At 62.7% G+C, this 20,717-nt stretch carries 18 protein-coding genes and 1 riboswitch; of the genes, 15 read left to right on the top strand and 3 right to left on the bottom strand.

Features of this window, described 5'->3' with window-relative positions:
* Positions 1–103: 103 nt before the first annotated feature.
* The 12 genes from ACP146_RS06105 (at position 104) to ACP146_RS06050 (ending at position 16,132) form a co-directional block, all read left to right on the top strand.
* Positions 104–1,426 (top strand): TRAP transporter large permease, encoded by a 1,323-nt coding sequence (locus ACP146_RS06105; RefSeq protein WP_422365881.1) that lies wholly within the window; start codon positions 104–106, stop codon positions 1,424–1,426.
* Between the two features lie 79 nt (positions 1,427–1,505).
* On the top strand, positions 1,506–2,603 hold the full coding sequence (locus ACP146_RS06100; protein ID WP_422365880.1) for a TRAP transporter substrate-binding protein: 1,098 nt from the start codon (positions 1,506–1,508) through the stop codon (positions 2,601–2,603).
* 204 nt (positions 2,604–2,807) lie between these two features.
* On the top strand, positions 2,808–3,470 hold the full coding sequence (locus ACP146_RS06095; protein WP_422365879.1) for a Crp/Fnr family transcriptional regulator: 663 nt from the start codon (positions 2,808–2,810) through the stop codon (positions 3,468–3,470).
* A 126-nt stretch (positions 3,471–3,596) separates the two neighbouring features.
* A complete protein-coding gene (locus ACP146_RS06090; RefSeq protein WP_422365878.1) occupies positions 3,597–3,797 on the top strand; it encodes a YgaP family membrane protein in 201 nt (66 codons plus the stop codon).
* 48 nt (positions 3,798–3,845) lie between these two features.
* Positions 3,846–4,709: an MBL fold metallo-hydrolase gene (locus ACP146_RS06085; protein WP_422365877.1), complete on the top strand. Its 864-nt coding sequence runs from the start codon at positions 3,846–3,848 to the stop codon at positions 4,707–4,709.
* A 53-nt stretch (positions 4,710–4,762) separates the two neighbouring features.
* Entirely contained in the window at positions 4,763–6,430 is a 1,668-nt protein-coding gene (locus tag ACP146_RS06080; RefSeq protein WP_422365876.1) for a TIGR01244 family sulfur transferase, read from the top strand.
* Positions 6,431–6,535: 105 nt separating this feature from the next.
* Positions 6,536–8,311, top strand: coding sequence for a SulP family inorganic anion transporter (locus ACP146_RS06075; protein WP_422365875.1), 1,776 nt, complete (start codon positions 6,536–6,538; stop codon positions 8,309–8,311).
* 592 nt (positions 8,312–8,903) lie between these two features.
* Positions 8,904–10,052, top strand: a complete 1,149-nt coding sequence (locus ACP146_RS06070) for an efflux RND transporter periplasmic adaptor subunit (RefSeq protein ID WP_422365874.1) — start codon at positions 8,904–8,906, stop codon at positions 10,050–10,052.
* Between the two features lie 68 nt (positions 10,053–10,120).
* Complete coding sequence (locus ACP146_RS06065; protein WP_422365873.1) at positions 10,121–13,309, top strand: efflux RND transporter permease subunit; 3,189 nt, start codon at positions 10,121–10,123, stop codon at positions 13,307–13,309.
* A gap of 283 nt (positions 13,310–13,592) precedes the next feature.
* The gene (locus tag ACP146_RS06060; RefSeq protein WP_422365872.1) at positions 13,593–14,081 is read left to right on the top strand and encodes an ATP-dependent zinc protease; all 489 of its coding nucleotides are present in this window, start codon (positions 13,593–13,595) and stop codon (positions 14,079–14,081) included.
* 97 nt (positions 14,082–14,178) lie between these two features.
* Positions 14,179–15,084: a 30S ribosomal protein S6--L-glutamate ligase gene (rimK, locus tag ACP146_RS06055; protein WP_422365871.1), complete on the top strand. Its 906-nt coding sequence runs from the start codon at positions 14,179–14,181 to the stop codon at positions 15,082–15,084.
* Positions 15,085–15,088: 4 nt separating this feature from the next.
* On the top strand, positions 15,089–16,132 hold the full coding sequence (locus ACP146_RS06050; protein WP_422365870.1) for a succinylglutamate desuccinylase/aspartoacylase family protein: 1,044 nt from the start codon (positions 15,089–15,091) through the stop codon (positions 16,130–16,132).
* A gap of 12 nt (positions 16,133–16,144) precedes the next feature.
* On the opposite strand, the gene ACP146_RS06045 is transcribed toward ACP146_RS06050, so the two are convergent.
* Positions 16,145–16,903: a sulfite exporter TauE/SafE family protein gene (locus tag ACP146_RS06045; RefSeq protein WP_422365869.1), complete on the bottom strand. Its 759-nt coding sequence runs from the start codon at positions 16,901–16,903 to the stop codon at positions 16,145–16,147.
* A 108-nt stretch (positions 16,904–17,011) separates the two neighbouring features.
* Positions 17,012–17,491, bottom strand: a complete 480-nt coding sequence (locus ACP146_RS06040; protein ID WP_422365868.1) for a 6,7-dimethyl-8-ribityllumazine synthase — start codon at positions 17,489–17,491, stop codon at positions 17,012–17,014.
* Between the two features lie 82 nt (positions 17,492–17,573).
* Positions 17,574–17,737: riboswitch (FMN riboswitch) on the bottom strand.
* 156 nt (positions 17,738–17,893) lie between these two features.
* Between ACP146_RS06040 and ACP146_RS06035 the strand changes: the two genes are divergently transcribed.
* Positions 17,894–18,715 carry a phytanoyl-CoA dioxygenase family protein gene (locus ACP146_RS06035; RefSeq protein WP_422365867.1) on the top strand — a complete coding sequence of 274 codons (822 nt, stop codon included), beginning with the start codon at positions 17,894–17,896 and terminating at the stop codon, positions 18,713–18,715.
* Between the two features lie 65 nt (positions 18,716–18,780).
* The gene (locus ACP146_RS06030; protein ID WP_422365866.1) at positions 18,781–19,215 is read left to right on the top strand and encodes a PaaI family thioesterase; all 435 of its coding nucleotides are present in this window, start codon (positions 18,781–18,783) and stop codon (positions 19,213–19,215) included.
* Between the two features lie 24 nt (positions 19,216–19,239).
* On the opposite strand, the gene ACP146_RS06025 is transcribed toward ACP146_RS06030, so the two are convergent.
* Positions 19,240–19,434 carry a hypothetical protein gene (locus ACP146_RS06025; protein ID WP_422365865.1) on the bottom strand — a complete coding sequence of 65 codons (195 nt, stop codon included), beginning with the start codon at positions 19,432–19,434 and terminating at the stop codon, positions 19,240–19,242.
* Positions 19,435–19,639: 205 nt separating this feature from the next.
* Between ACP146_RS06025 and ACP146_RS06020 the strand changes: the two genes are divergently transcribed.
* On the top strand, positions 19,640–20,707 hold the full coding sequence (locus ACP146_RS06020) for a patatin-like phospholipase family protein (protein WP_422365864.1): 1,068 nt from the start codon (positions 19,640–19,642) through the stop codon (positions 20,705–20,707).
* Positions 20,708–20,717 lie beyond the last annotated feature (10 nt).

The following is a 20,717-nucleotide window of genomic DNA, read 5'->3' as shown; positions in this document are numbered from 1 at the left end:
TCCCGATCAAGGTCATCATGGTGGCCGGCATCATTTTGATGCTGCTGCAAGCCGTCTCCATGTTCTTTAAGGACTTCGCCAAGGCGAAGGGGGAGTCGGTGCAATGAGCCACGAACTCATCGCCATTACGATGTTCGCGACGATGCTCGTAATGCTCCTGATGGGGCAGCGGGTCTTTGCGGCCATCGGCTTTGTCGCCGCATCGGCGGCGCTGCTGCTCTACGGCGAGGGCGCCATCGAAATGCCCTTCAACGCCGCCTTCAAGCTGTTCAACTGGTTTCCGCTGCTGACCCTGCCCCTGTTCATCTACATGGGCTACATCCTCTCCGAAACACGCATCGCCGAAGACCTCTACAAGATGTTCCACGTCTGGTTCGGGAACATAAAGGGCGGCCTTGCCATCGGCACCATCGGCCTGATGGTGGTCATCTCGGCGATGAACGGCCTCAGCGTCGCAGGCATGGCGATCGGCGCCAGTATCGCACTGCCGGAGATGCTGCGCCGCGGCTACGACAAGGTGATGATCACCGGTGTAGTGCAAGCGGGCTCGTCGCTTGGAATCCTGGTGCCACCCTCTGTAGTGCTTGTGCTCTACGGCATGATCGCCCGGCAACCGGTCGGCCAGCTCTGGCTGGCCGGAGCCATACCCGGCCTGATGATGGCGGCCCTCTTCATCATCTACATCGCGATACGCTGCCGCGCCCAACCGCACCTCGGCCCGACGCTCTCCAGGGAAGAACTGGACATTCCCATGGCCGAGAAGCTGCGGCTGCTGCGCGCCGGGATCATCCCTTTCCTGATTTTCTTCTTCATGACCGGCCTTTTCGTCATGGGCATTACCAGCCTTGTCGAAAGCTCGGCCGTCGGCGCCACCAGCGCCACCCTGGCCGCCATTGCAAAGCGCCGCCTCACCTTTCAGATCTTTCACCAGACGGTGAGGAAGACGCTGGGCATTTCCTGCATGTTCCTCTGGATCATACTGGCGGCCCTGGCTTTCGGTGCCATCTTCGACGGTATCGGCGCGGCGCGCGCCATCGAGTCCCTCTTCATCACGCGCTGGAACCTGTCGCCCTGGGAAGTGCTGATCATGATGCAGCTTTCCTATCTGCTGATGGGCATGTTCCTGGACGACACCGCCATGCTGGTGATCGTCGCGCCGCTCTACGTGCCGCTTGTCAAAGTGCTGGGCTTCGATCTGATCTGGTACGGCGTGCTCTACACCATCACCTGTCAGATCGCCTACATGACGCCCCCCTTCGGCTACAACCTCTTTCTGATGCGGGCGATGGCACCGAAGGAAATAACGCTGATCGATATCTACCGATCCATCATCCCCTTCGTCCTGGTGATGACGCTGGCGCTGGCATTGGTGATGGCCTTTCCCCAGCTTGCGCTCTGGCTTCCCGATTACGTTTACGGAAAGTGACAGCAGGCAAGGGGGAATGACTGACCCTAGTGAGAAGGTCAAACGATAGCAGAGAGAAACTGACGAACAGGAGCAAGGAATGACAAAGAAAACCGACAACAAGACCATGAAGGCGGCGGGCAAGACAAACCGGCGCGACTTTCTGAAAAAGGCGAGCATCGGTGGCGCCACGGCGGCAGCGGCATCGACTCTGGGGGCGCCGGCGGTGCTGTCGCAGAGCGGGCCCATCAAGTGGCGCCTGCAGACCTACTCCGGCGCGCCGCTGGGCGCCCATGTCATCAAGCCGCAGATCGAGGCCTTCAACAAGGCGGCCAACGGTGAGATGGAGATCGAGCTTTACTATGCCGACCAGTTGGTGCCGACCAGCGAGCTGTTCCGCTCCTTGCAGAACGGCACCATCGACGCGGTGCAGAGTGATGATGCGACCATGGCCTCCCCCGTCGACATCAGCGTCTTCGGCGGCTACTTCCCCTTCTCCACCCGCTACAGCCTCGACCTGCCGGTGCTCTTCGACCGTTACGGCCTGAACGAGATCTGGGCGGAAGCCTACGGCGAAGTCGACGGGGTCGAGTGGATCTCCGCCGGCGCATGGGACCCGCTTCACATCTTCACCAAGGATCCGATCCGCTCCCTCGCCGACATGAAGGGCAAGCGCGTCTTCGGCGTTCCCACTGCCGGCCGCTTCCTGTCGCGCTACGGCCTGATCCCGGTGACCGTGCCCTGGGACGACGTGGAAGTTGCCCTGCAGACCGGTGAGCTGGACGGCGTTGCCTGGTGCGGCTTCACCGAAGCCTACGAAGTGGGCTGGGCGGACGTCTGCAACTATGCCCTTCTGAACAACGTCACCGGCGCCTGGTGCGGCTCCTACTTCGCCAACACCGACAGCTGGGCGAAGGTTCCCGATCACCTGAAGGAGCTGTTCAAGATCACCATCGATCAGTCGCACTACTACCGCCAGGTCTGGTATTGGGGCGGTGAAGCGCAGCTGCGCGCCGAAGGTGACAAGATGGAGCTGACCACGATCCCGACCGAGGAGTGGGATCAGGTCGTGGCCGACGCCAAGGGCTTCTGGACGGAGATCGCCGAGAGCAGCCCCCGGGCCGCCCGCGTGGTGAAGATCTTCGAGGAATACACGGCCGTGATGGAAAAGGTCGGCGTTCCCTACCGCTACTCCTGACTTCTGCGGGAAAGCGTTTTGTCGGGGCGGTCCTTCCGGGGCCGCCCCTTCTTTATTGACCTCCTGTTTATGGCGCTGGGATTTATATCAGGGGCGGTCTTCTCACTGCCAGTCACAGCCGGCGGACGCCCTTTACCCTGACGGGTTATCGTGTGACCTTACCGCAGTCGCCATCGGTCAGACCCCAGGAGCCCCTCGCCCGCCATGCCGCTTGATTGGATCCCGCGCTTTCCGGAACTGACCAAGCTGACTCCTGCCGAGCAGCAACGGGTCGCAGAATCTGCACAGCTCGTCGAATTGCCGGCCCAGACGACGGTCTTCGCACCGGGGCTGCCGGCCGAGAATTTCCTGCTGCTGCTCGACGGCACCGTCAGGGTCCAGCAGGTATCCTCAGGCGGCAGGGAGATCGTTCTCTATCGGGTTACCGGCGGCGAGAGCTGCATCATGACCACGGCCTGCCTGCTGTCCCAGGATACCTACAATGCCGAAGGCATTACAGAGACGCCGGTACAGGCGGTCGCTGTCCCGAAGGCTACTTTCGACGAGATGATGGCGCGCTCGGCGGAGTTCCGCCGCTTCGTCTTCGCCGACTACTCCAGCCGCATTACCGATCTGCTGCATGTGGTCGAGGAGGTGGCCTTTGAGCGCATCGACAAGCGCCTGGCACAGAAACTGGCGGAGCTGGCCGACCCCGAAGGCAGGCTTTCCCTCACCCATCAGGAGCTGGCCGTGGAGCTGGGCAGTGCGCGGGAAGTGATCAGCCGCCACCTGAAGGAGTTTCAGCGCCGCGGCTGGCTGGAGATGACCCGCGGCCAGATAAAACTCAACGACCCCACGGCTCTGACACGGCTCACTGCCGGTGAGTGATCGCCTGCCAGTCCAGGGCCAATGAGCGCCCCGCCCCTTGGTGACTTGGTCACATAAAAGGCTTTGATGCTTCGCTAGTCTCCGGCGCAAGGCAACCGAATCCCCGCCTTTCAAAGGAGACAATCGATGAACCGCAATGTTGGCGCCCTGGACCGCGGCCTGCGTGTCGTACTGGGCATCGTGTTGATCGCCCTCGTTTTTGTCGGCCCGCAAGCCCCCTGGGGCTGGATCGGCGTCATCCCCCTCGGTACCGCTCTCGTCGGCTTCTGCCCGGCCTACCGCCTGCTGGGGATCTGCACCAGCGCCAAGCAGAAAGAGCAGAGCTAAGCCGGAGAACCGGCAGTCAAAGATAAATACCCTAGGGAAGTGAATGCTATGACCCCCAAGATCAAAAGCTTCTTCGATGAAGCAACCTTCACGGCTACCCATGTGGTGTGGGACCCGGAAACCGCCAAAGCCGCCATTGTCGACTCGGTGATGGACTACGACCCCAAGTCGGGACGCACCGGCACCGCTTCGGCCGATGCGGTCATCGCCTTCGTCAAGGCCGAGAAGCTGACCGTCGAGTGGATCCTGGAAACCCATGTCCACGCGGATCACCTGACAGCCGCCCCTTACCTGAAGCAGGAGGTCGGCGGCACGGTGGCGATCGGTGCCGCGATCGACAAGGTGCAGGGTGTTTTCAAGAAGGTCTTCCACGCCGAAGAAAGTTTCGCGACGGATGGACGTCAATTCGACCGGCTGTTCAAGGATGGCGAGACCTTCGCCATCGGTGGGATGGAGGCGAAGGTCATGCACACGCCCGGCCACACGCCGGCCTGCGCGACCTACATCGTCGGCGATGCGGCCTTTGTCGGCGACACGCTGTTTATGCCGGACTTCGGCACCGCACGCTGCGACTTCCCGGGCGGCGATGCCCGTCAGCTCTACCAATCGATCCACAAGATCCTGGCGCTGCCACCCAAGACACGGCTTTTCCTCTGTCACGACTATAAGGCGCCGGGCCGCGACGCCTATGCCTGGGAAACCACCGTGGCGGAGGAAAAAGCCAACAACATTCACGTCCACGACGGCATCAGCGAAGACGAGTTCGTCGCCATGCGCAGCGCCCGCGACAAAAAACTCGACATGCCGGTTCTCATCCTGCCCTCGGTCCAGGTCAACATGCGCGCCGGTGACATGCCGCCGCCAGAGGACAACGGGGTCAGCTACCTGAAGATTCCCGTAGACGCGCTGTAAGGCGCGCCCAGAAAAAGCAACTCCCTCAAAAAAAAGGGAGGCAGGAGGAAATCATGGAAATCAAGACAGTCGACAACGGCTTCGGCGTCGCGCCGCAGATCCTGCCCGGCGATCTGAAGCAGATTGCCGAGGCGGGTTACCGGACCGTTATCTGCAACCGCCCCGACGGGGAAGGCAACGACCAGCCGTTGTTTCATGAGATCGAGGAGGCAGCCCAGGCGCTTGGTCTGCAGGCGCTCTATTTACCGGTCGAAAGCGGCAAGGTCAGCGACGCAGATGCAACGGCCTTTGACGAAACCTTCGACGCAGCGCCCAAACCGGTTTTCGCCTACTGCCGCAGCGGCACCCGCTCGATCACGCTGTGGTCGCTCAGCCGTGCCGGCAAGATGCCGCTGGCCGACATTCTGGTCGCCACTAAGAACGCCGGCTACGACATGTCCGGCGTGGTGCGGCGGATCGCCAATCAAGGCAAAACCCCGGGCGAGGCCATCGACGGCAAGTTCGACATCGTGATCATCGGCGCCGGTTCGGCGGGGATCGCCGTTGCTTCCTCGTTACAGAACCGTGCCGGCGACCTGGAGATCGCCATCATCGACCCCGCGGATATTCACTACTATCAGCCCGGCTGGACACTGGTCGGCGCCGGTGTGTTCGAGGCGGAGGAAACCGTCCGCACCCTCTCCTCCGTCCTGCCCAAGGGGCTGCACTGGATCAAGGCCGCCGTCGCCGCCTTCGAGCCGGAGCGCAACGTGGTACTGCTGGAAGGCTGCCGCGCCATTCAGTACGACCGCCTGGTGGTCTGCCCCGGCCTGAAGCTGGACTGGCACAAGGTGGAGGGGCTGGTCGACACCCTCGGCAAGAACGGTGTCACCTCGAACTACCGTTTCGATCTGGCGCCCTACACCTGGCAACTGGTCAATGAGCTGAAGGCGGGAACCGCGCTTTTCACCCAGCCGCCGATGCCGATCAAATGCGCCGGCGCACCGCAAAAGGCGCTCTATCTCTCGGCCGATCATTGGCTGCGCAGCGGGACGCTCGACCGTATCGACATCGCCTTCTACAACGCCGGCGCCGTGCTCTTCGGGGTCAAGGATTACGTGCCCGCCCTTATGGACTATATCGAGAAGTACCGGGCCGAACTGAAATTCAGTCACAACCTCGTCGCAGTCGATGGGCCGTCCAGGCGGGCCTGGTTCGATCAAACCGACGCCGATGGCAACACCAAGAGAGTCGAGCGCAGGTTCGACATGATCCACGTCTGCCCGCCGCAATGCGCCCCGGACTTTATCCGCGTCAGTCCGCTTGCCGATCAGGCCGGCTGGGTGGATGTCGACCAGAACACCCTGCGCCACAAGACTTACGAAAACATCTGGAGCCTCGGCGACGTGATGAACGCCCCCAACGCCAAGACGGCAGCGGCGGCCCGCAAACAGGCGCCGGTGGTGGCGCAAAACGTCCTGGCCGACATGGGGCACAAGGTCGCCATCGGCCACTACGATGGCTACGGTTCCTGCCCGCTGACGGTGGAGCGCGGGAAAATCGTGCTGGCCGAGTTCGGTTACGGCGGCAAGCTGTTGCCGAGCTTTCCGGGCTGGCTGATCAACGGCAAGCAGCCGAGCCGCCTGGCCTGGCTGCTCAAGGAAAAGATCCTGCCGCCGGTCTATTGGCAGGCGATGCTGCGGGGCAGGGAATGGCTGGCCAAACCGGAAGTCGTCAACTGAGCGGCCCCGGGCCTAGAGCAGATCCGGGTTGGATGGAATCACGTGAGCGATCCCTCCAACCCGGTGAATCTGCTCTAACCATTTGATATAGAGCGGAAGCAAAACATGATCGAACGCCTGCTGCCGGGCCTCGCCTGGATGCGCCGCTACGACAAGGTGTCTTTCCAGGGCGACGCCCTGGCGGCGGTGATTGTCACCATCATGCTGATACCGCAGAGCCTGGCCTATGCCTTGCTGGCCGGCTTGCCGCCGGAGGTCGGGCTCTACGCCAGCATGGCCCCGCTCGCCGCCTATGCGCTCTTCGGCAGTTCTTCCACTCTGGCCGTCGGCCCGGTCGCCGTGGTTTCGCTGATGACCGCAGCGGCGGTCGGGGACCTGACCGCTGCAGGCACGCCGGAGTACCGCGGCGCGGCCCTTGCCCTGGCATTGATTTCCGGGGTCTTTCTCATCGCCATGGGACTGCTGCGCCTCGGCTTTCTGGCCAGCCTGCTCAGCCATCCGGTGATCTCGGGCTTCATCACGGCCTCGGGGATCCTGATCGCCGCCAGCCAGTTGAAACACATTCTGGGAATCGAGGCCTCCGGGCACAACCTGATCGAGTTGGTCCGCTCTCTCGCCGACCGGATCGATTCGGTGAACGGGGCGACCCTGGCCATCGGCGCCGGCGCCACGCTGTTCCTGTTCTGGGTCCGCCGCTTCTTGAAACCCTTGTTGATGAGAGCCGGGCTGGGCCCAAGGCTCGCCGACAGCATCGCCAAAGCCGGACCAGTGGCAGCCGTCGTCGTCACCATTGTGTTGGTCGACCTGCTGTCGCTGGGCGATGCCGGGGTCAGGGTCGTCGGAGAAATCCCCCAGGGCCTGCCGCCGGTAGCCCTGCCGCCGTTCGACCCGGCGCTCTGGCGGGAGCTGCTGCCCTCCGCCGTATTGATTTCGGTGGTCGGCTTTGTCGAGTCGGTTTCCGTCGCCCAGACACTGGCCGCCAAGCGGCGCGAGCGCATCGACGCGAACAGGGAACTGGTCGGGCTCGGCACCGCCAACGTCGCTGCCGGCATGACCGGCGGCTACCCGGTGACCGGGGGCTTCGCCCGCTCCGTCGTCAACTTCGATGCCGGCGCGCGTACCCCTATGGCCGGGGTCATGACCGCCGTCGGCATCGGCCTGGCTGCCTTGCTCCTGACGCCCTTGTTTCAGCAACTCCCCAAAGCAACCCTGGCCGCCACCATCGTGGTCGCCGTACTGTCGCTGATCGATCTTCCGGCGCTGAAACGCACCTGGCACTATGCCAAGGGCGACTTCGCGGCCATGGCGGCAACGATCGTGATGGTCCTGGCCGCCGGGGTGGAGGCCGGGATCATTACCGGCGTCACCCTCTCCATCGTGCTGTTTTTGGCCCGTTCCAGCCGGCCCCACATGGCAGTGGTGGGCCAAGTGCCGGGCAGTCATCATTTCCGCAACATTAAACGCCACAGCGTGGTGACAAGCCCGGCCATCCTGAGCCTGCGAGTCGATGAGAGTCTCTACTTCGCCAACGCCCGGTGGTTGGAAGACAAGCTTTACGACATGGCCGTGGCCGACAAGGCGATCAACCATGTCGTGCTGGTCTGCTCGGCAGTGAACGACATTGACGCCAGCGCGCTGGAAAGCCTGGAAACGCTGGTCGAGCGCCTCGATGCGGCCGGGGTCCGCTTCCATCTCTCGGAGGTGAAAGGTCCGGTGATGGACAAGCTGAAGCGCTCGCATTTCCTCGAAGAGCTTAGCGGCAAGATTTTCCTCAGCCACTACGATGCCCTGGCGGCCCTCGATCCCGAGACGACCGGCAAGGCGTCAGCTCACCCCGAAACGCCGAACGCCCCGGCGCAGGCAACACCGCCATGCGGATAACGCATCACGGACCTGGTGACCCATATGGAGTCGCTGCGCCTATCGGCAGGCCCGGGCGTTTCGCATAGCAGAACGGCATCACTGCCCAACCCGGGAATTCCGCTCGTTACGCGTTGGCAATCGCGCTGGCGATGACGGCCGTCGTGAAGATAAGAACGGTGTAGTAAGTCAGCCGCAAACGTCCCATGAGTTTCCTCCTCCACCTCTGTTCGGGACCGTCACCAACTGGCCCCTATGCCGGGATTTTGGCTTGGCTGGCGGCTATCGCGTATGAGAATCCTCACAAACCAAGGCGATTGCATCGCCAAACGACGGAAACTCGGATTTCAGGAGATGTACTTCCGGAGAAGTAAAGGTCAGGGGCTTGTCAGGAAGTCTGCCTATGGAGATTCGTGTCAGATTTGCGACAACCTCTGCTATAGCGCCCTCCTTTTCATCAATCGCAATGATTATTAATTTCTCATAGGGTTGTATCTCCCGCCCGCTACCATAACTATGTCGTCTGCTGGGTCGGACCGGAGAGTGTCGCTGCCGCGGCGTCCTCTCCTTCTGGCATTGCTTTTCTCAACCAACCTCAGGGCGAGCGATGACGATGCTGCGTTTCCTATTTCCCTTCGCGGCGCTAGCCGTGCTTGCAGCCTGCGACGACGTCGATCAGGCTGCCCAAGCCAATGCCGGGCCCCCACCGCCACCGGCGGTGACGACGGCCAAGCCTCTGGTAAAGCAGATCTTGGAGGACGACGAATTCGTCGGCCGCTTCGAAGCTGTGGACGAAGTGCAGGTCAGCGCCCGGGTCGGCGGCTATCTGGATCAGATTCACTTCGAAGACGGAGCGCTGGTGGAAGAAGGACAACTGCTCTTCACCATCGATCAACGCCCGTTCCAGGCAACTCTGAGGCAGGCCGACGCAGCCCTGCAAGTGGCTCAGGCGCGCCTGGAGTTCGCCAGGAAGGAACTGGAGCGTGCCGAAGAACTTGTCGGCCGCGGCAATATCTCGCGCAGCGTCGTCGATGAGCGGCGCCAGGAGTTCATTTCGTCGCAGGCTGAGGTCGCCGGAGCCAGAGCGGCGCGGGAGTCAGCGGCCCTTGACCTGGAGTACACGGAAATCCGGGCACCCTTTGCCGGGCGCATCGGCCGGGATCTGCTCTCCGTCGGTAACCTGATCAGAGCCAATGAGACGGTCCTCACTTCTATCGTCTCTCTCGATCCGATCTATTTCTACTTCGACATCAATGAGCGCTATTACCTGGCCTATGCCCGCGACGCCCGGTCTCGCGGTGCTTCCATGCAGGAAGGCGGCGGTGGACTGCCGGTTACGGTAACGCTCGGCGACAGCATTTCCGCGACGCGCAGCGGCCAGCTCGACTTCTCCGAAAACCGCCTGGACCGGGAGTCCGGCACCATGCGGGTCAGGGCGATCCTGCCCAACCAGGACCTGGTTCTGCAGCCCGGCCTCTTTGGCCGCGTAAACGTCCCAGGATCGCTGCCTTACACCGGCATCCTGATTCCCGACGAGGCCATCACAGCCGATCAGAACAAGCGCATCGTCTATGTCGTCGACGACAAGGGAACGGTTGCCATTCGCGAAGTTCGCCCCGGTCCCAAGATCGACGGCTACCGGGTGGTCCGCGACGGGCTGAACGGTGAAGAGCGGATCGTTATCGAAGGCCTGATGCGGGTACGGCCCGGCATTGTCGTCGCACCTGAGGAGTCCGAGCTTGCACAGGTCCGCGAACAATAGCGCGGACCAATCTCTTTGGTGGCCGATAAGGTCAACAATTCTTTCGGCCGCCTGGTAGGGACGCAGCCATGAACTTTGCACACTTCTTCGTCGAGCGTCCGATCTTCGCTTCGGTGCTCTCGATCATCATGGTGATCCTGGGGCTTGTTGCCTATACGCAGCTGCCGGTTTCGCAGTACCCGGAAATCGCGCCCCCTTCCATTGTCGTCCAGGCCAGCTACCCCGGCGCCGATGCCGAAACCGTGGCGGCCACGGTGGCGACACCGCTGGAGCAGGAAATCAACGGAGTCGAGGGCATGATCTACATGTCTTCCTACTCCACCTCAGACGGCAGCATGTCGCTGACAGTTACCTTCGAACTGGGTACCGATCTCGACGATGCGCAGGTTCTGGTACAGAACCGGGTCTCCATCGCCGAGGCCCGCCTGCCCGAGGAAGTAAGGCGTCTGGGGATCTCCACCAACAAGAGTTCGGCCGACCTGATGATGGTCGTTCATATGCTCTCGCCGGACGAAACCTACGATCAGCTTTACGTCTCCAACTACGCACGTTCGCGGGTGCGCGACATCCTCGTCCGCCTGGACGGCGTCGGCAACCTGACCATCTTCGGCGAGCGTCAGTTCGCCCTTCGGGTCTGGATCGACCCGGAGAAGCTCTCGGCCTACAGCCTGACTCCGGGCGACGTGGTGAGTGCGCTGCGCGAACAGAACGTGCAGGTATCCGGCGGTGCTCTCGGCGCACCGCCGAACGAAGCCGACAATGCCTTTCAGTATACGGTCACCACCCAGGGCCGTTTCGACGAGGCCAGGGAGTTCGGCAATGTCATCGTCCGCGCGACGGAGGATGGGCGCATTGTGCGGGTACGCGACGTGGCGCGGGTGGAATTGGGCGCACAGGACTATGTCACCAACTCCTACCTGAACAACAAGCCGGCCGTCGCCCTGGGTATCTTCCAGCGGCCCGGCAGTAATGCCCTGGCAACAGCGGAAGAGATCCTTCAGGTGATGGAGGAGGTGAGCGCCGACTTCCCCGAAGGTTTGGCCTACCAGGTCGTTTATAACCCGACCGAATTCATCTCCGCATCCATCGACGCTGTCTATACGACCATCTTCGAAGCAGTTCTGCTGGTCGTCGTGGTGATCATCGTCTTCCTGCAATCCTGGCGGACGGCCCTGATTCCAATCCTTGCGATTCCGGTTTCCCTGGTCGGCACCTTTGCCGTCATGCTGGCGCTCGGCTACTCGATCAACATGCTGACGCTTTTCGGCCTGGTCCTGGCGATCGGTATCGTTGTCGATGACGCCATCGTGGTGGTCGAGAACGTCGAGCGGAACATCGCCAACGGGATGAGTCCGAGTGACGCCTCCCACCGCACCATGGACGAAGTGGCCGGGGCGCTCATCGCCACCTCGCTGGTCTTGATCGCGGTCTTCGTCCCCACCGCCTTCATTCCCGGTGTTTCCGGCCAGTTCTATCAGCAGTTTGCCGTGACCATTGCCGTCTCGACGGCGATTTCGTCGGTCAACTCCCTCACGCTGTCACCCGCCATGGCGGCCATCCTGCTGCAGCGCCACGACAAGCCTCAGTCGCAAAACCCCGTAGCCCGCGGCGGGCGCTGGATTGCGACGCACTTCAACAACGGCTTCGATCGCATGGCGAACGCCTACGCCAGCTTGATTCGCATGCTGGTCTCCCGCGGCACGACGCTGGCCGGGGTCATGGTCGTCTTCGCCGGCCTTATCTACGGCGCCTACTACATGCTGACCACGGTTCCGCGCGGCTTCATCCCGACACTGGACCAGGGCTATGCCATCGTGGTCGTGCAGTTGCCGGACGGATCGGCGCTCGACCGCACCGACGCTGTCATCCGCAAAGCCTCGGAGATCGTGAACTCGACGCCCGGCGTCACCGATGCCGTGGCCTTTGCGGGCTTTTCCGGCGCGACCTTCACCAACGCTTCCAATCAGGGCGTCATCTTCGCGCGCTTCGACGAGTTCGATCCGCGTATCGAGCAGGGACTGCCGGCCGGCGCGATCATCGGCCAGCTCTACCAGCGCCTTCAGTCGATCCGGGAAGCTTTCATCATCGCCATCCCGCCACCGCCGGTGCGCGGCGTCGGCAATGCCGGCGGTTTCAAGATGCAGCTTCAGGAAACCCAGGGGTCGGACCTGCGCCGGGTTCTCGCCGCGGCTTTCCAGATGATGGGCCAAGCGCAGCAGACGCCTGGTGTCGCCGGTGTTTTCACCACCTTCTCCGCCTCCAGCCCGCAGATTTTCCTGGAGATCGACCGGGTGCGCGCGCAGATGCTGAACGTACCGATCGCCAACATCTTCGAAGCCTTGTCGGTCAACCTGGGCTCGACCTATGTGAACGACTTCAATGCCTTCGGGCGACTCTATCAGGTGCGCGTCCAGGCCGATCAGCAGTTCCGCCTGGCGCCGGAAGACATCGTCGGACTGAAGGTGCGCTCGGCCACCGGAGCGCTGGTGCCGCTTGGCACCCTGGTCGAGATCCAGAACCGCTCCGGCCCGGACCTCGTGCAACGATACAACATGCTGGTATCGGTGCCCCTTCAGGGCAACGCGGCGCCCGGCGTTTCCACCGGCGAGAGCCTTGAGATCATGGAACGCATGGCGGACAACAGTCTGCCCCGCGGCCTGAGCTTCGAGTGGACTGAACTCGCCTATCAGGAAAAAATCGCCGGCGATGCGGCGATCTATATCTTCGCCCTGGCGGTGATCTTCGCCTTCCTTGTCCTGGCCGCACAGTATGAAAGCTGGGTGCTGCCTCTGGCCATCATTCTCATCGTGCCCACCAGTATCCTGGCGGCTTTGCTGGGGGTGAATTTCCGGGACATGGACAACAACATCCTGACCCAGGTCGGCTTGATCGTGCTTGTTGGCCTGGCGGCCAAGAACGCCATTCTGATCGTGGAGTTCGCCAAGCAGCTTGAAGAAGAGGGCAAGGAATTGATCGAGGCCACCGTCGAGGCGTCGCGCCTGCGTCTGCGCCCGATCCTGATGACGGCCTTTGCCTTTATCCTGGGGGTTCTGCCCCTGGCCATCGCCCAGGGCCCCGGCGCCGAGATGCGCCAGGCACTGGGCACCTCCGTCTTCTCCGGCATGCTGGGCGTTACCTTCTTCGGCCTCCTGCTGACGCCGGTCTTCTATGTCCTTCTGCGGCGCATTTTCGGGCGCCGCCGCGCGCAACCGGACGAGAAGTCGGCCCAGAAGCCCAGCAGCGCCCCCGCCGAATAGGCAGCCGGGCGCCGGCTAGAGCGGATCATGCTTTGACGGAACCACTGCGTGGTTTCGGCAAAACATGTGAATCCGCTCTACGACCAAAAGCTGAAGCAGATCCAGGATTGATGGATCGCTGAAGCGATTCCATCAATCCTGGATCTGCTGTAGCGGCGATAGTTTCCTTGATCCGGCCCCCAAGGTCCGTCAGCATCCAAAGAAAGCACGTCTTTGGGGGGCCCGGCGGTCACGCGCGATGGCAAAGAAGGCAAAAAAGCCCGTGAGAAAGCCCGGGGCGCGGATGACAGCGCCGAAACGGCGGGGGATCAAGGCGGAGGTCCTCTCGCTGGTGGAGAAGCGGGCCCTGATCGGCTGGCGGGAGTGGTTGGCCCTGCCGGCCTTCGGGATCGAGCGGATCAAGGCCAAGGTCGATACCGGTGCCCGCACCTCGGCGCTCCACGCCATGCAGATCACGCCCTTCGACAACGACGGCACTGCCTGGGTTTCCTTTCAGGTCGCCCCCCACAGCGGCGGCGCCCGCGATCTGGCGCGAATCGAATGCCGCGCCCCGGTCCGCGACCGACGCAGCATCAAAAGCTCCAGCGGGCACAGCCAGGACCGCTATGTCATCACCACGCCGGTTGTTCTGGGCGGCCGCCACTTCGATATCGAGGTCACCCTAACCGACCGCGCCGAGATGGGTTTCGAAATGCTGTTCGGCAGAACCGCATTGCGCGCCGGGCGCTTTCTGGTACACCCGACGAAATCCTTTCTATTAAGCCCCAAGTAACCAGGCCGAGGCGAAAAAACCGAGGCAGCAGCACACGAACCCAAAAACGGCGAACCCAAAAACGCCGAGACCCAGACTTCGAAACTAGGACGCGCCGATGAAGATGCTAATGCTGGCCCGAAACGCCAATCTCTACTCGCACAAGCGTCTGGTCGAGGCTGCGGAGGCGCGGGGGCACGAACTCGACATCATCAACACGCTGCGCTGCTACATGAACATCACCTCGCACCGGCCGATGGTGATCTACAACGGCGAGAAGCTGGCCGGTTACGATGCGGTGATCCCGCGGATCGGGGCGTCGATCACCTACTACGGCCTCGCCGTGCTGCGGCAGTTCGAGATGATGGGCGTCTTTCCGCTGAACGAGTCGGTGGCAATCGGGCGGTCCCGCGACAAGCTGCGCTCCATGCAACTGCTGGCGCGTGACGGCATCGGCCTGCCGGTCACCGCTTTCGCCCACGATCCCAAGGTGACCGAGGAAGTGATCAAGATCGCCGGTGGCGCACCGGTGGTGATCAAGCTTCTGGAAGGCACCCAGGGGATCGGCGTGGTGTTGGCCGATACGAAGATTTCGGCCAAGTCGGTGGTCGAGGCCTTCCGCGGCGCCAACGTGAACATCCTGGTGCAGGAGTTCATCAAGGAAGCCGGCGGCACGGATATCCGCGCCTTCGTGGTCGGCGGCAAGGTGGTGGCAGCCATGCAACGGCATGGCGCCACGGACGACTTTCGCTCCAACCTGCACCGCGGCGGCGAAGCCAATCGGATCAAGATCACCGCCGAGGAACGCTCGACCGCCGTGCGAGCTGCCAAGGCAATGGGATTGAACGTCTGTGGCGTCGATATGCTGCGCTCCAATCACGGCGCGGTGGTGATGGAGGTGAATTCCTCGCCCGGCCTGGAGGGTGTCGAAAAGGCGACCGGCGTCGATGTCGCCGACCTGATGATCCAGTACCTGGAAAAGAACGCCAAACCGGGCAAGACCAAGACGAAAGGCCGCGGCTGAGGCGATGCCGGGGCGGGCCGCGTTTCAGATCGGCGAATTCAGCGTCGAGGCCGGGCAGCGCCGTACCGTCGGCCTGCCGCTCTCGGTTCTCTCCAATCACACCCCCATGGCCTTGCCGGTCCATGTCGCCCACGGCATCCGGCCCGGTCCGACGCTTTTCGTCTCCGCCGCCATCCATGGCGACGAAATCATCGGCGTTGAGATCATCCGCCGGCTGCTGGCCCTGCCCGCCCTGGCCAAGTTGCGCGGCAGCCTGCTTGCCGTGCCCATCGTCAATGCCTTCGGCTTCATCAGTCATTCGCGCTATCTGCCGGACCGCCGCGACCTGAACCGCTCCTTTCCGGGTTCGGCCAAAGGTTCCCTGGCCGGCCAGCTCGCCGACCTTTTCCTGACGGAAATCGTCGCCCGGGCGGAGGTCGGGATCGATCTTCATTCCGCCGCGGTACACCGGGTGAACCTGCCGCAGATCCGTATCTCGCCGGACCAGGAGCGCATGGAGGAACTGGCCATCGTCTTCGGCCCGCCGGTGATCCTGGAAGCGCCGCTGCGCGAGGGTTCCCTGCGCCAGGCGGCGCAGTCCGTCGGCACCGATGTCATGCTGTTCGAAGCCGGTGAAGGCCTGCGCTTCGATGAGTTCGCCATACGGGTCGGGGTCACCGGCATCCTGCGGGTGATGAAGCGCCTGGGCATGCTGCCAGCGCGCAGTGTGCGGGATGCCAAGGTGACGCCCACCATCTCGCAGTCGAGCTACTGGCTGCGCGCGCCTGACGGCGGCGTCCTGCGCAGCTTCAAGACCATCGGCGACAGCGTTGCCGAAGGGGACTTGATCGGCATCATCTCCGACCCCTTCGGAGAGACCGAGACCGAGGTCCGCGCCCGCGATGCCGGGCTGATGATCGGCCGCACCAACCTGCCGGTGGTCAACCAGGGCGACGGCCTGGCTCACATCGCCCGGCACAAGCGGGCTGGAAAACTGGAGGCCGCCGTCGGCCAGATTGAAGCCGAGCTTCAGTCCGACCCTCTCTTCGACGAAGACGAGATTATCTGAGCGTCACGGCGGTCAAACGAGCCCCAGCAAGACGACCCCCTCGTAGAGCAGACGCAGCGCCAGGACGGAGAGCACGACCGCGATGACGCGCTGAAAGGTCTCCTCCTTCATTCTCACCAGCACGTGCCGACCCAGCAAGGTACCGAGGAAGCCACTGACGATCATCGCCACGATCAGAGCGGCGTAGGGTGCGTAGTTGAAACCGAGCAGCCCGAAGGCGAAAACCTTGATGCCGTGCTGGGCCACCATGCAGGCGGCATGGGTCGCCACATGCTCCAGGCGGCCGAATTTCATGGTCTTTATCGTCGCCGCGACGAAGGGTCCGGTGGCGCCGAAGAACATGGTGAGAAAGCTGGAAAAAGCGCCGCTGGCGACGACCTTGAAACGGCCCGGGGGTGCCATGACCGGCCCCCAGACCGACCAGAGAATGAAACCGGCGAGACCGATGTTAAGAACCGCCGGCGGCAGGCGCACCGCCGTCATACCGCCAAGCGCCGCCCCCACCAGGCTGCCCAGACTGAACAGCAGGATAACCCGCCACTGTACGGAGCGCAGCATGACGGCCGTGCGCCCGGCGTTGGAGCCGATCTGAACGACCCCGTGAACGGGGATCAGCACGGCGGCCGGCACCAGGACGGCCATGACGGCAATCAGGACGATACCACCGCCGATCCCGGCGGCAGCGGTCAGAAACGAGGTCGCCGCGCTGACGGCCACGAGAACCAAGGATGCCGCGAGGCCGACGTCGGCGGGAACAAGCCATTCGATCATGCGGCCTCCGGCCTATCGCAATCTGCCGGCGGCGGTCGCAGCGACCGACGTCCCCAGCGAATCCCCTCTTTTAGCAGAGACCGCAGGAGCCGCCCAAACCCGAAGGTGTCAGGCCGCCTGCTTTACCGCCTGACGCGCGGCCAGCATCTCGACGCAGGCCGCAGCGGCCTCCCGCCCCTTTACCCGGAAATGCTGGTGAAAGAATTGGCGGTGTTCTTCGCTTTCATGAAAGTTGTGCGGCGTAAGCACAGCGGAGAAGACTGGCAGGTCGGTTTCCATCTGCACCTGCATCAATGCCGCCACCACCGTCTCCGCAACGAACTCATGACGATAGATGCCACCGTTGACGACAAAGGCCGATCCGACAATCGCCTGATAACGTCCGGTCTTGGCCAGATCGCGGGCCAAGAGGGGAATCTCAAAGGCCCCCGGCGCTTCAAAAACCTCGACCGCAAAGCCGCCCTGGGTCAGGCGATCCATTTCTTCAACGAAGGCGGTATGACACTGGTCGACAATGTCCGCATGCCAGCGCGCTTTAACGAAGGCCACCAGCTTCTTTTCTTGGGTATCTTCAGAGCTCTGATTCATGGCTTTCTCCTTGTCGCATCAGAGACCAGAACCAGGGCGTCAGGAAACAGCCGCGCGCCCGGCCGTCGGCCGGGAGCCGCTGCTCCATTCTCTTCCATCCGGACTGTTACCGTCGGCTTCGGAATTGCACCGAATCTGCTGACCTCCCGACCTTCCGACAGAAGGCCCGGGAGCGCTCGCGGGCTTTGGGCCATGACAAGGGCCCTTACCGCCGGTGGGGACTTCCACCCCGCCCCGAGAACGGACCCCACCAGAGGCAGGGCTGAAGCATCATTTAGCGCAGCACCGCCGGCTTGTCGATGGGGTGACGGCGGATGAATTCCCTCAGCGGCCTTCCGAGGCTGGCATCGAAAGGCGTTTCGGCTCTATGCTTGGTACAGCCAATCGAGAAAGGGTCGGCAAATGGACGAAGCCGCACAGGATGCCATCGTCAGGGAATTGCTGGACGGCAGGGGTTATGTCGTTCTGCCGCAAGTCTTTTCTCCGGCGGAGATCAGGCAGGCCCGCGATCTGATCATGCGGTTTTCCGACCAGGATACCGCAAAGGCAACCCATTTCCAGGGCGCCAATGCCGAGAAACTGCATCTGCAGCGCCGGGTGTGGAACCTGCTGAACAAGGGTCAGATCTTCGTCGATATGGTGCAGCGCGAGCCCATCGTTTCCATCATGAAGCGGTTTCTCGGGACCGAGTTCATTCTCGGTTCCATCGCCGCCAACCGCCTGCTGCCCGGCGGGCCGGGGCAGGAACTCCATATCGATTATCCCTATTGGGATATGTACAAGCGCGAGAGCTTTCCCAGCGGCATCAACCCGAGCTTCCCGCTGAACGCCCAGGTCTCGATCCTGTTGGACGACTTTACCGAGGAGAACGGCGCCACGGCCATCGTCCCGGGCAGCCAGAAGCTCGCCCGCTATCCGTCCGATGCCGACCGGGCACAGGCAAAGCCGGATCGTCTGATCGGCAAGGCCGGGGATGCCGCCATCTTCTTCGGGATGGCCTGGCACGCCGCCATGCCCAACGAGAGCAAGGGGGACCGCACGGCGATCCTGATTCAGTACCTGCCGAAATTCGTGAAGCCGATGGAGGATCAGGTGCGCGGCCTCGATCCCGAAGTCCTGGCCGCGGCATCGCCCCTGCTGCGCCAGCTTGTCGGCCTCGACTATCCTTATCCGCAGATCCTCGATGAAGCCGAGGCCGGAAACGCCGAAGGCCGGGTTGCCTGACCGAGTGAAGCGGAGGCGATCCAGAAGCCTGGACAGACCCTGAAAAGCCCGGCAGTCTCCCGGCCATGCCCGATACGACCTCGAAATCTCATACGACCGATTCCGACCCCCTGCGTGCCCGCGGCGGCTTCGCCGATCTGGTCGGCTATGAGCTGACGCTTTGGGAACCGGACCTGGCGCAGGTCTCCCTTCTTGTTGAGCCGCAGCACCTCAACCGCAGCGGCGTCATGCACGGTGGCATGCTGAGTACGCTGATCGACACGGCTTGCGGTTACTGCGGCTGCTACGCGGCGCCGGAGGAAACGCCCCGGCGTGCCTTCACGCTTTCACTGACCTGCAGTTTCATTGGTGCGGCCAAGGCCGGCCGGAAACTTGTTGCAACCGGGCGCCGCAGCGGTGGCGGCAAGAGCATCTTCTTTGCCGATTGCACAGTCATGGACGACGAAGGCCGACTGATCGGCAGCGGTCAGGGCAGCTTCAAGTACATCACCCTGCGCTAGACCCGTTAGCTGTCAGGCGGAGAGCTATGATATCCAAGAGAGCAGAGTCACCACGGCGATGAATCCGACAAGCGCCAGGGCACGGCCCAGCAGCTGCTCTTCGCCTTCCTCGATCATCATCCGCTGGCCCTCACCGAAAGTCCCGGCGCGCTGACGCAGGCGCAGCCAGTGTCGGGCCAGCCAATTCTCTGTGTGGAAGTCGATGCCGCCGCCGGCCATCACGCATAAACCATCGGCAGTTCTGCCCCAACTATTTGATGCCGATCGGATTCACATGTTTTTACGCAACCAGAAAGTGGTTCCGTCAAAACATGCTTCGATCTAGCGCTGCTTTCAACAGGGACTCTGCCCTTTGCGATGCAGCGCCGCAACAGTAAGCTGGACCGGCAGCGGCAAAGGACGACCAAGAGGCAACAAGGCGGCGATGGCAAAGGCGAAAGAGGCAGGCGCCGATTGCAGCGACGCCTGGCCCAGGGGGCCGGGCGTGAAACACCTGAACCTGGCGCTGCAGGGCGGCAGCGCGCATGGCGCGCTGACCTGGGGCGTCCTGGACCGGCTGCTGGCGGACGACAAAATCGCTGTGGAGGGCGTCACCGGGGCCAGTGCCGGCGCGGTCAACGGCGCCGTCATGGCCTATGGCTTGACGGTCGGGGGCCGTGAAGGTGCAAGGGAGATGCTCTCTGCCGTCTGGCGCAGGATCTCCGAGATCGCCGCTCTGACGCCGATGCAGCCCAGCCTCCTGGACCGCATGACCGGGCTGGGCAATATGAACTACACGCCCGGCTACTGGATGGTCGATACCCTGTCCCGCGTCTTTTCGCCCTATCAGTTCAATTTTTTCGACGTCAATCCGCTGCGCGACACGATCCACGAGTTCGTCGACTTCGAACGGCTGCGGCATTGCGAAGCGGTGAAGCTCTTCGTCTCCGCCACCAACGTCCGCCGCGGACGCATCAAGATCTTCGAGCTGGCGGAGATGAGCCTGGATGCCGTCATGGCCTCGGCCTGCCTGCCCTATCTTCATAAAGCCGTGGAGATCGACGGCGAGGCCTATTGGGACGGCGGCTTCATGGGCAACCCGGCAATCTATCCCCTGATCTACGGCACCGAGTGCCGCGACGTTCTGCTGGTTCAGATCAACCCGATCAACATCGAGAAAACACCCACCTCGGCGCAGGAGATCATCGACCGGCTGAACACCATCACCTTCAACGCCGGACTGATGCGCGAGATGCGCGCCATCGATTTCGTCACCAAGCTGATTGACGGCGGCTTTGACGACGAGGGTCGTCTGAAGCGCCTGAACATGCATGTGGTGGACGCCGAAGACGTGATGCAGGACCCTGGGTTCTCTTCGAAGCTCAACGCCGACTGGGATTTTCTTTGCCACCTCCGCGATGTCGGCTACGAACGCACCGATGACTGGTTGGCGGCTCATCGAGCCGATATCGGCGCGCGCTCCACCGCTGACATCGAGACGATGTACCTCTAGGCCTGCCGCC

Source organism: Pelagibius sp. (genome assembly GCF_965249265.1).
In the GTDB taxonomy this organism is placed as follows: domain Bacteria; phylum Pseudomonadota; class Alphaproteobacteria; order Kiloniellales; family Kiloniellaceae; genus Pelagibius.
The sequence above is the reverse complement of the archived record's forward strand: the minus strand, read 5'-3'. Positions and strand labels throughout refer to the sequence as shown.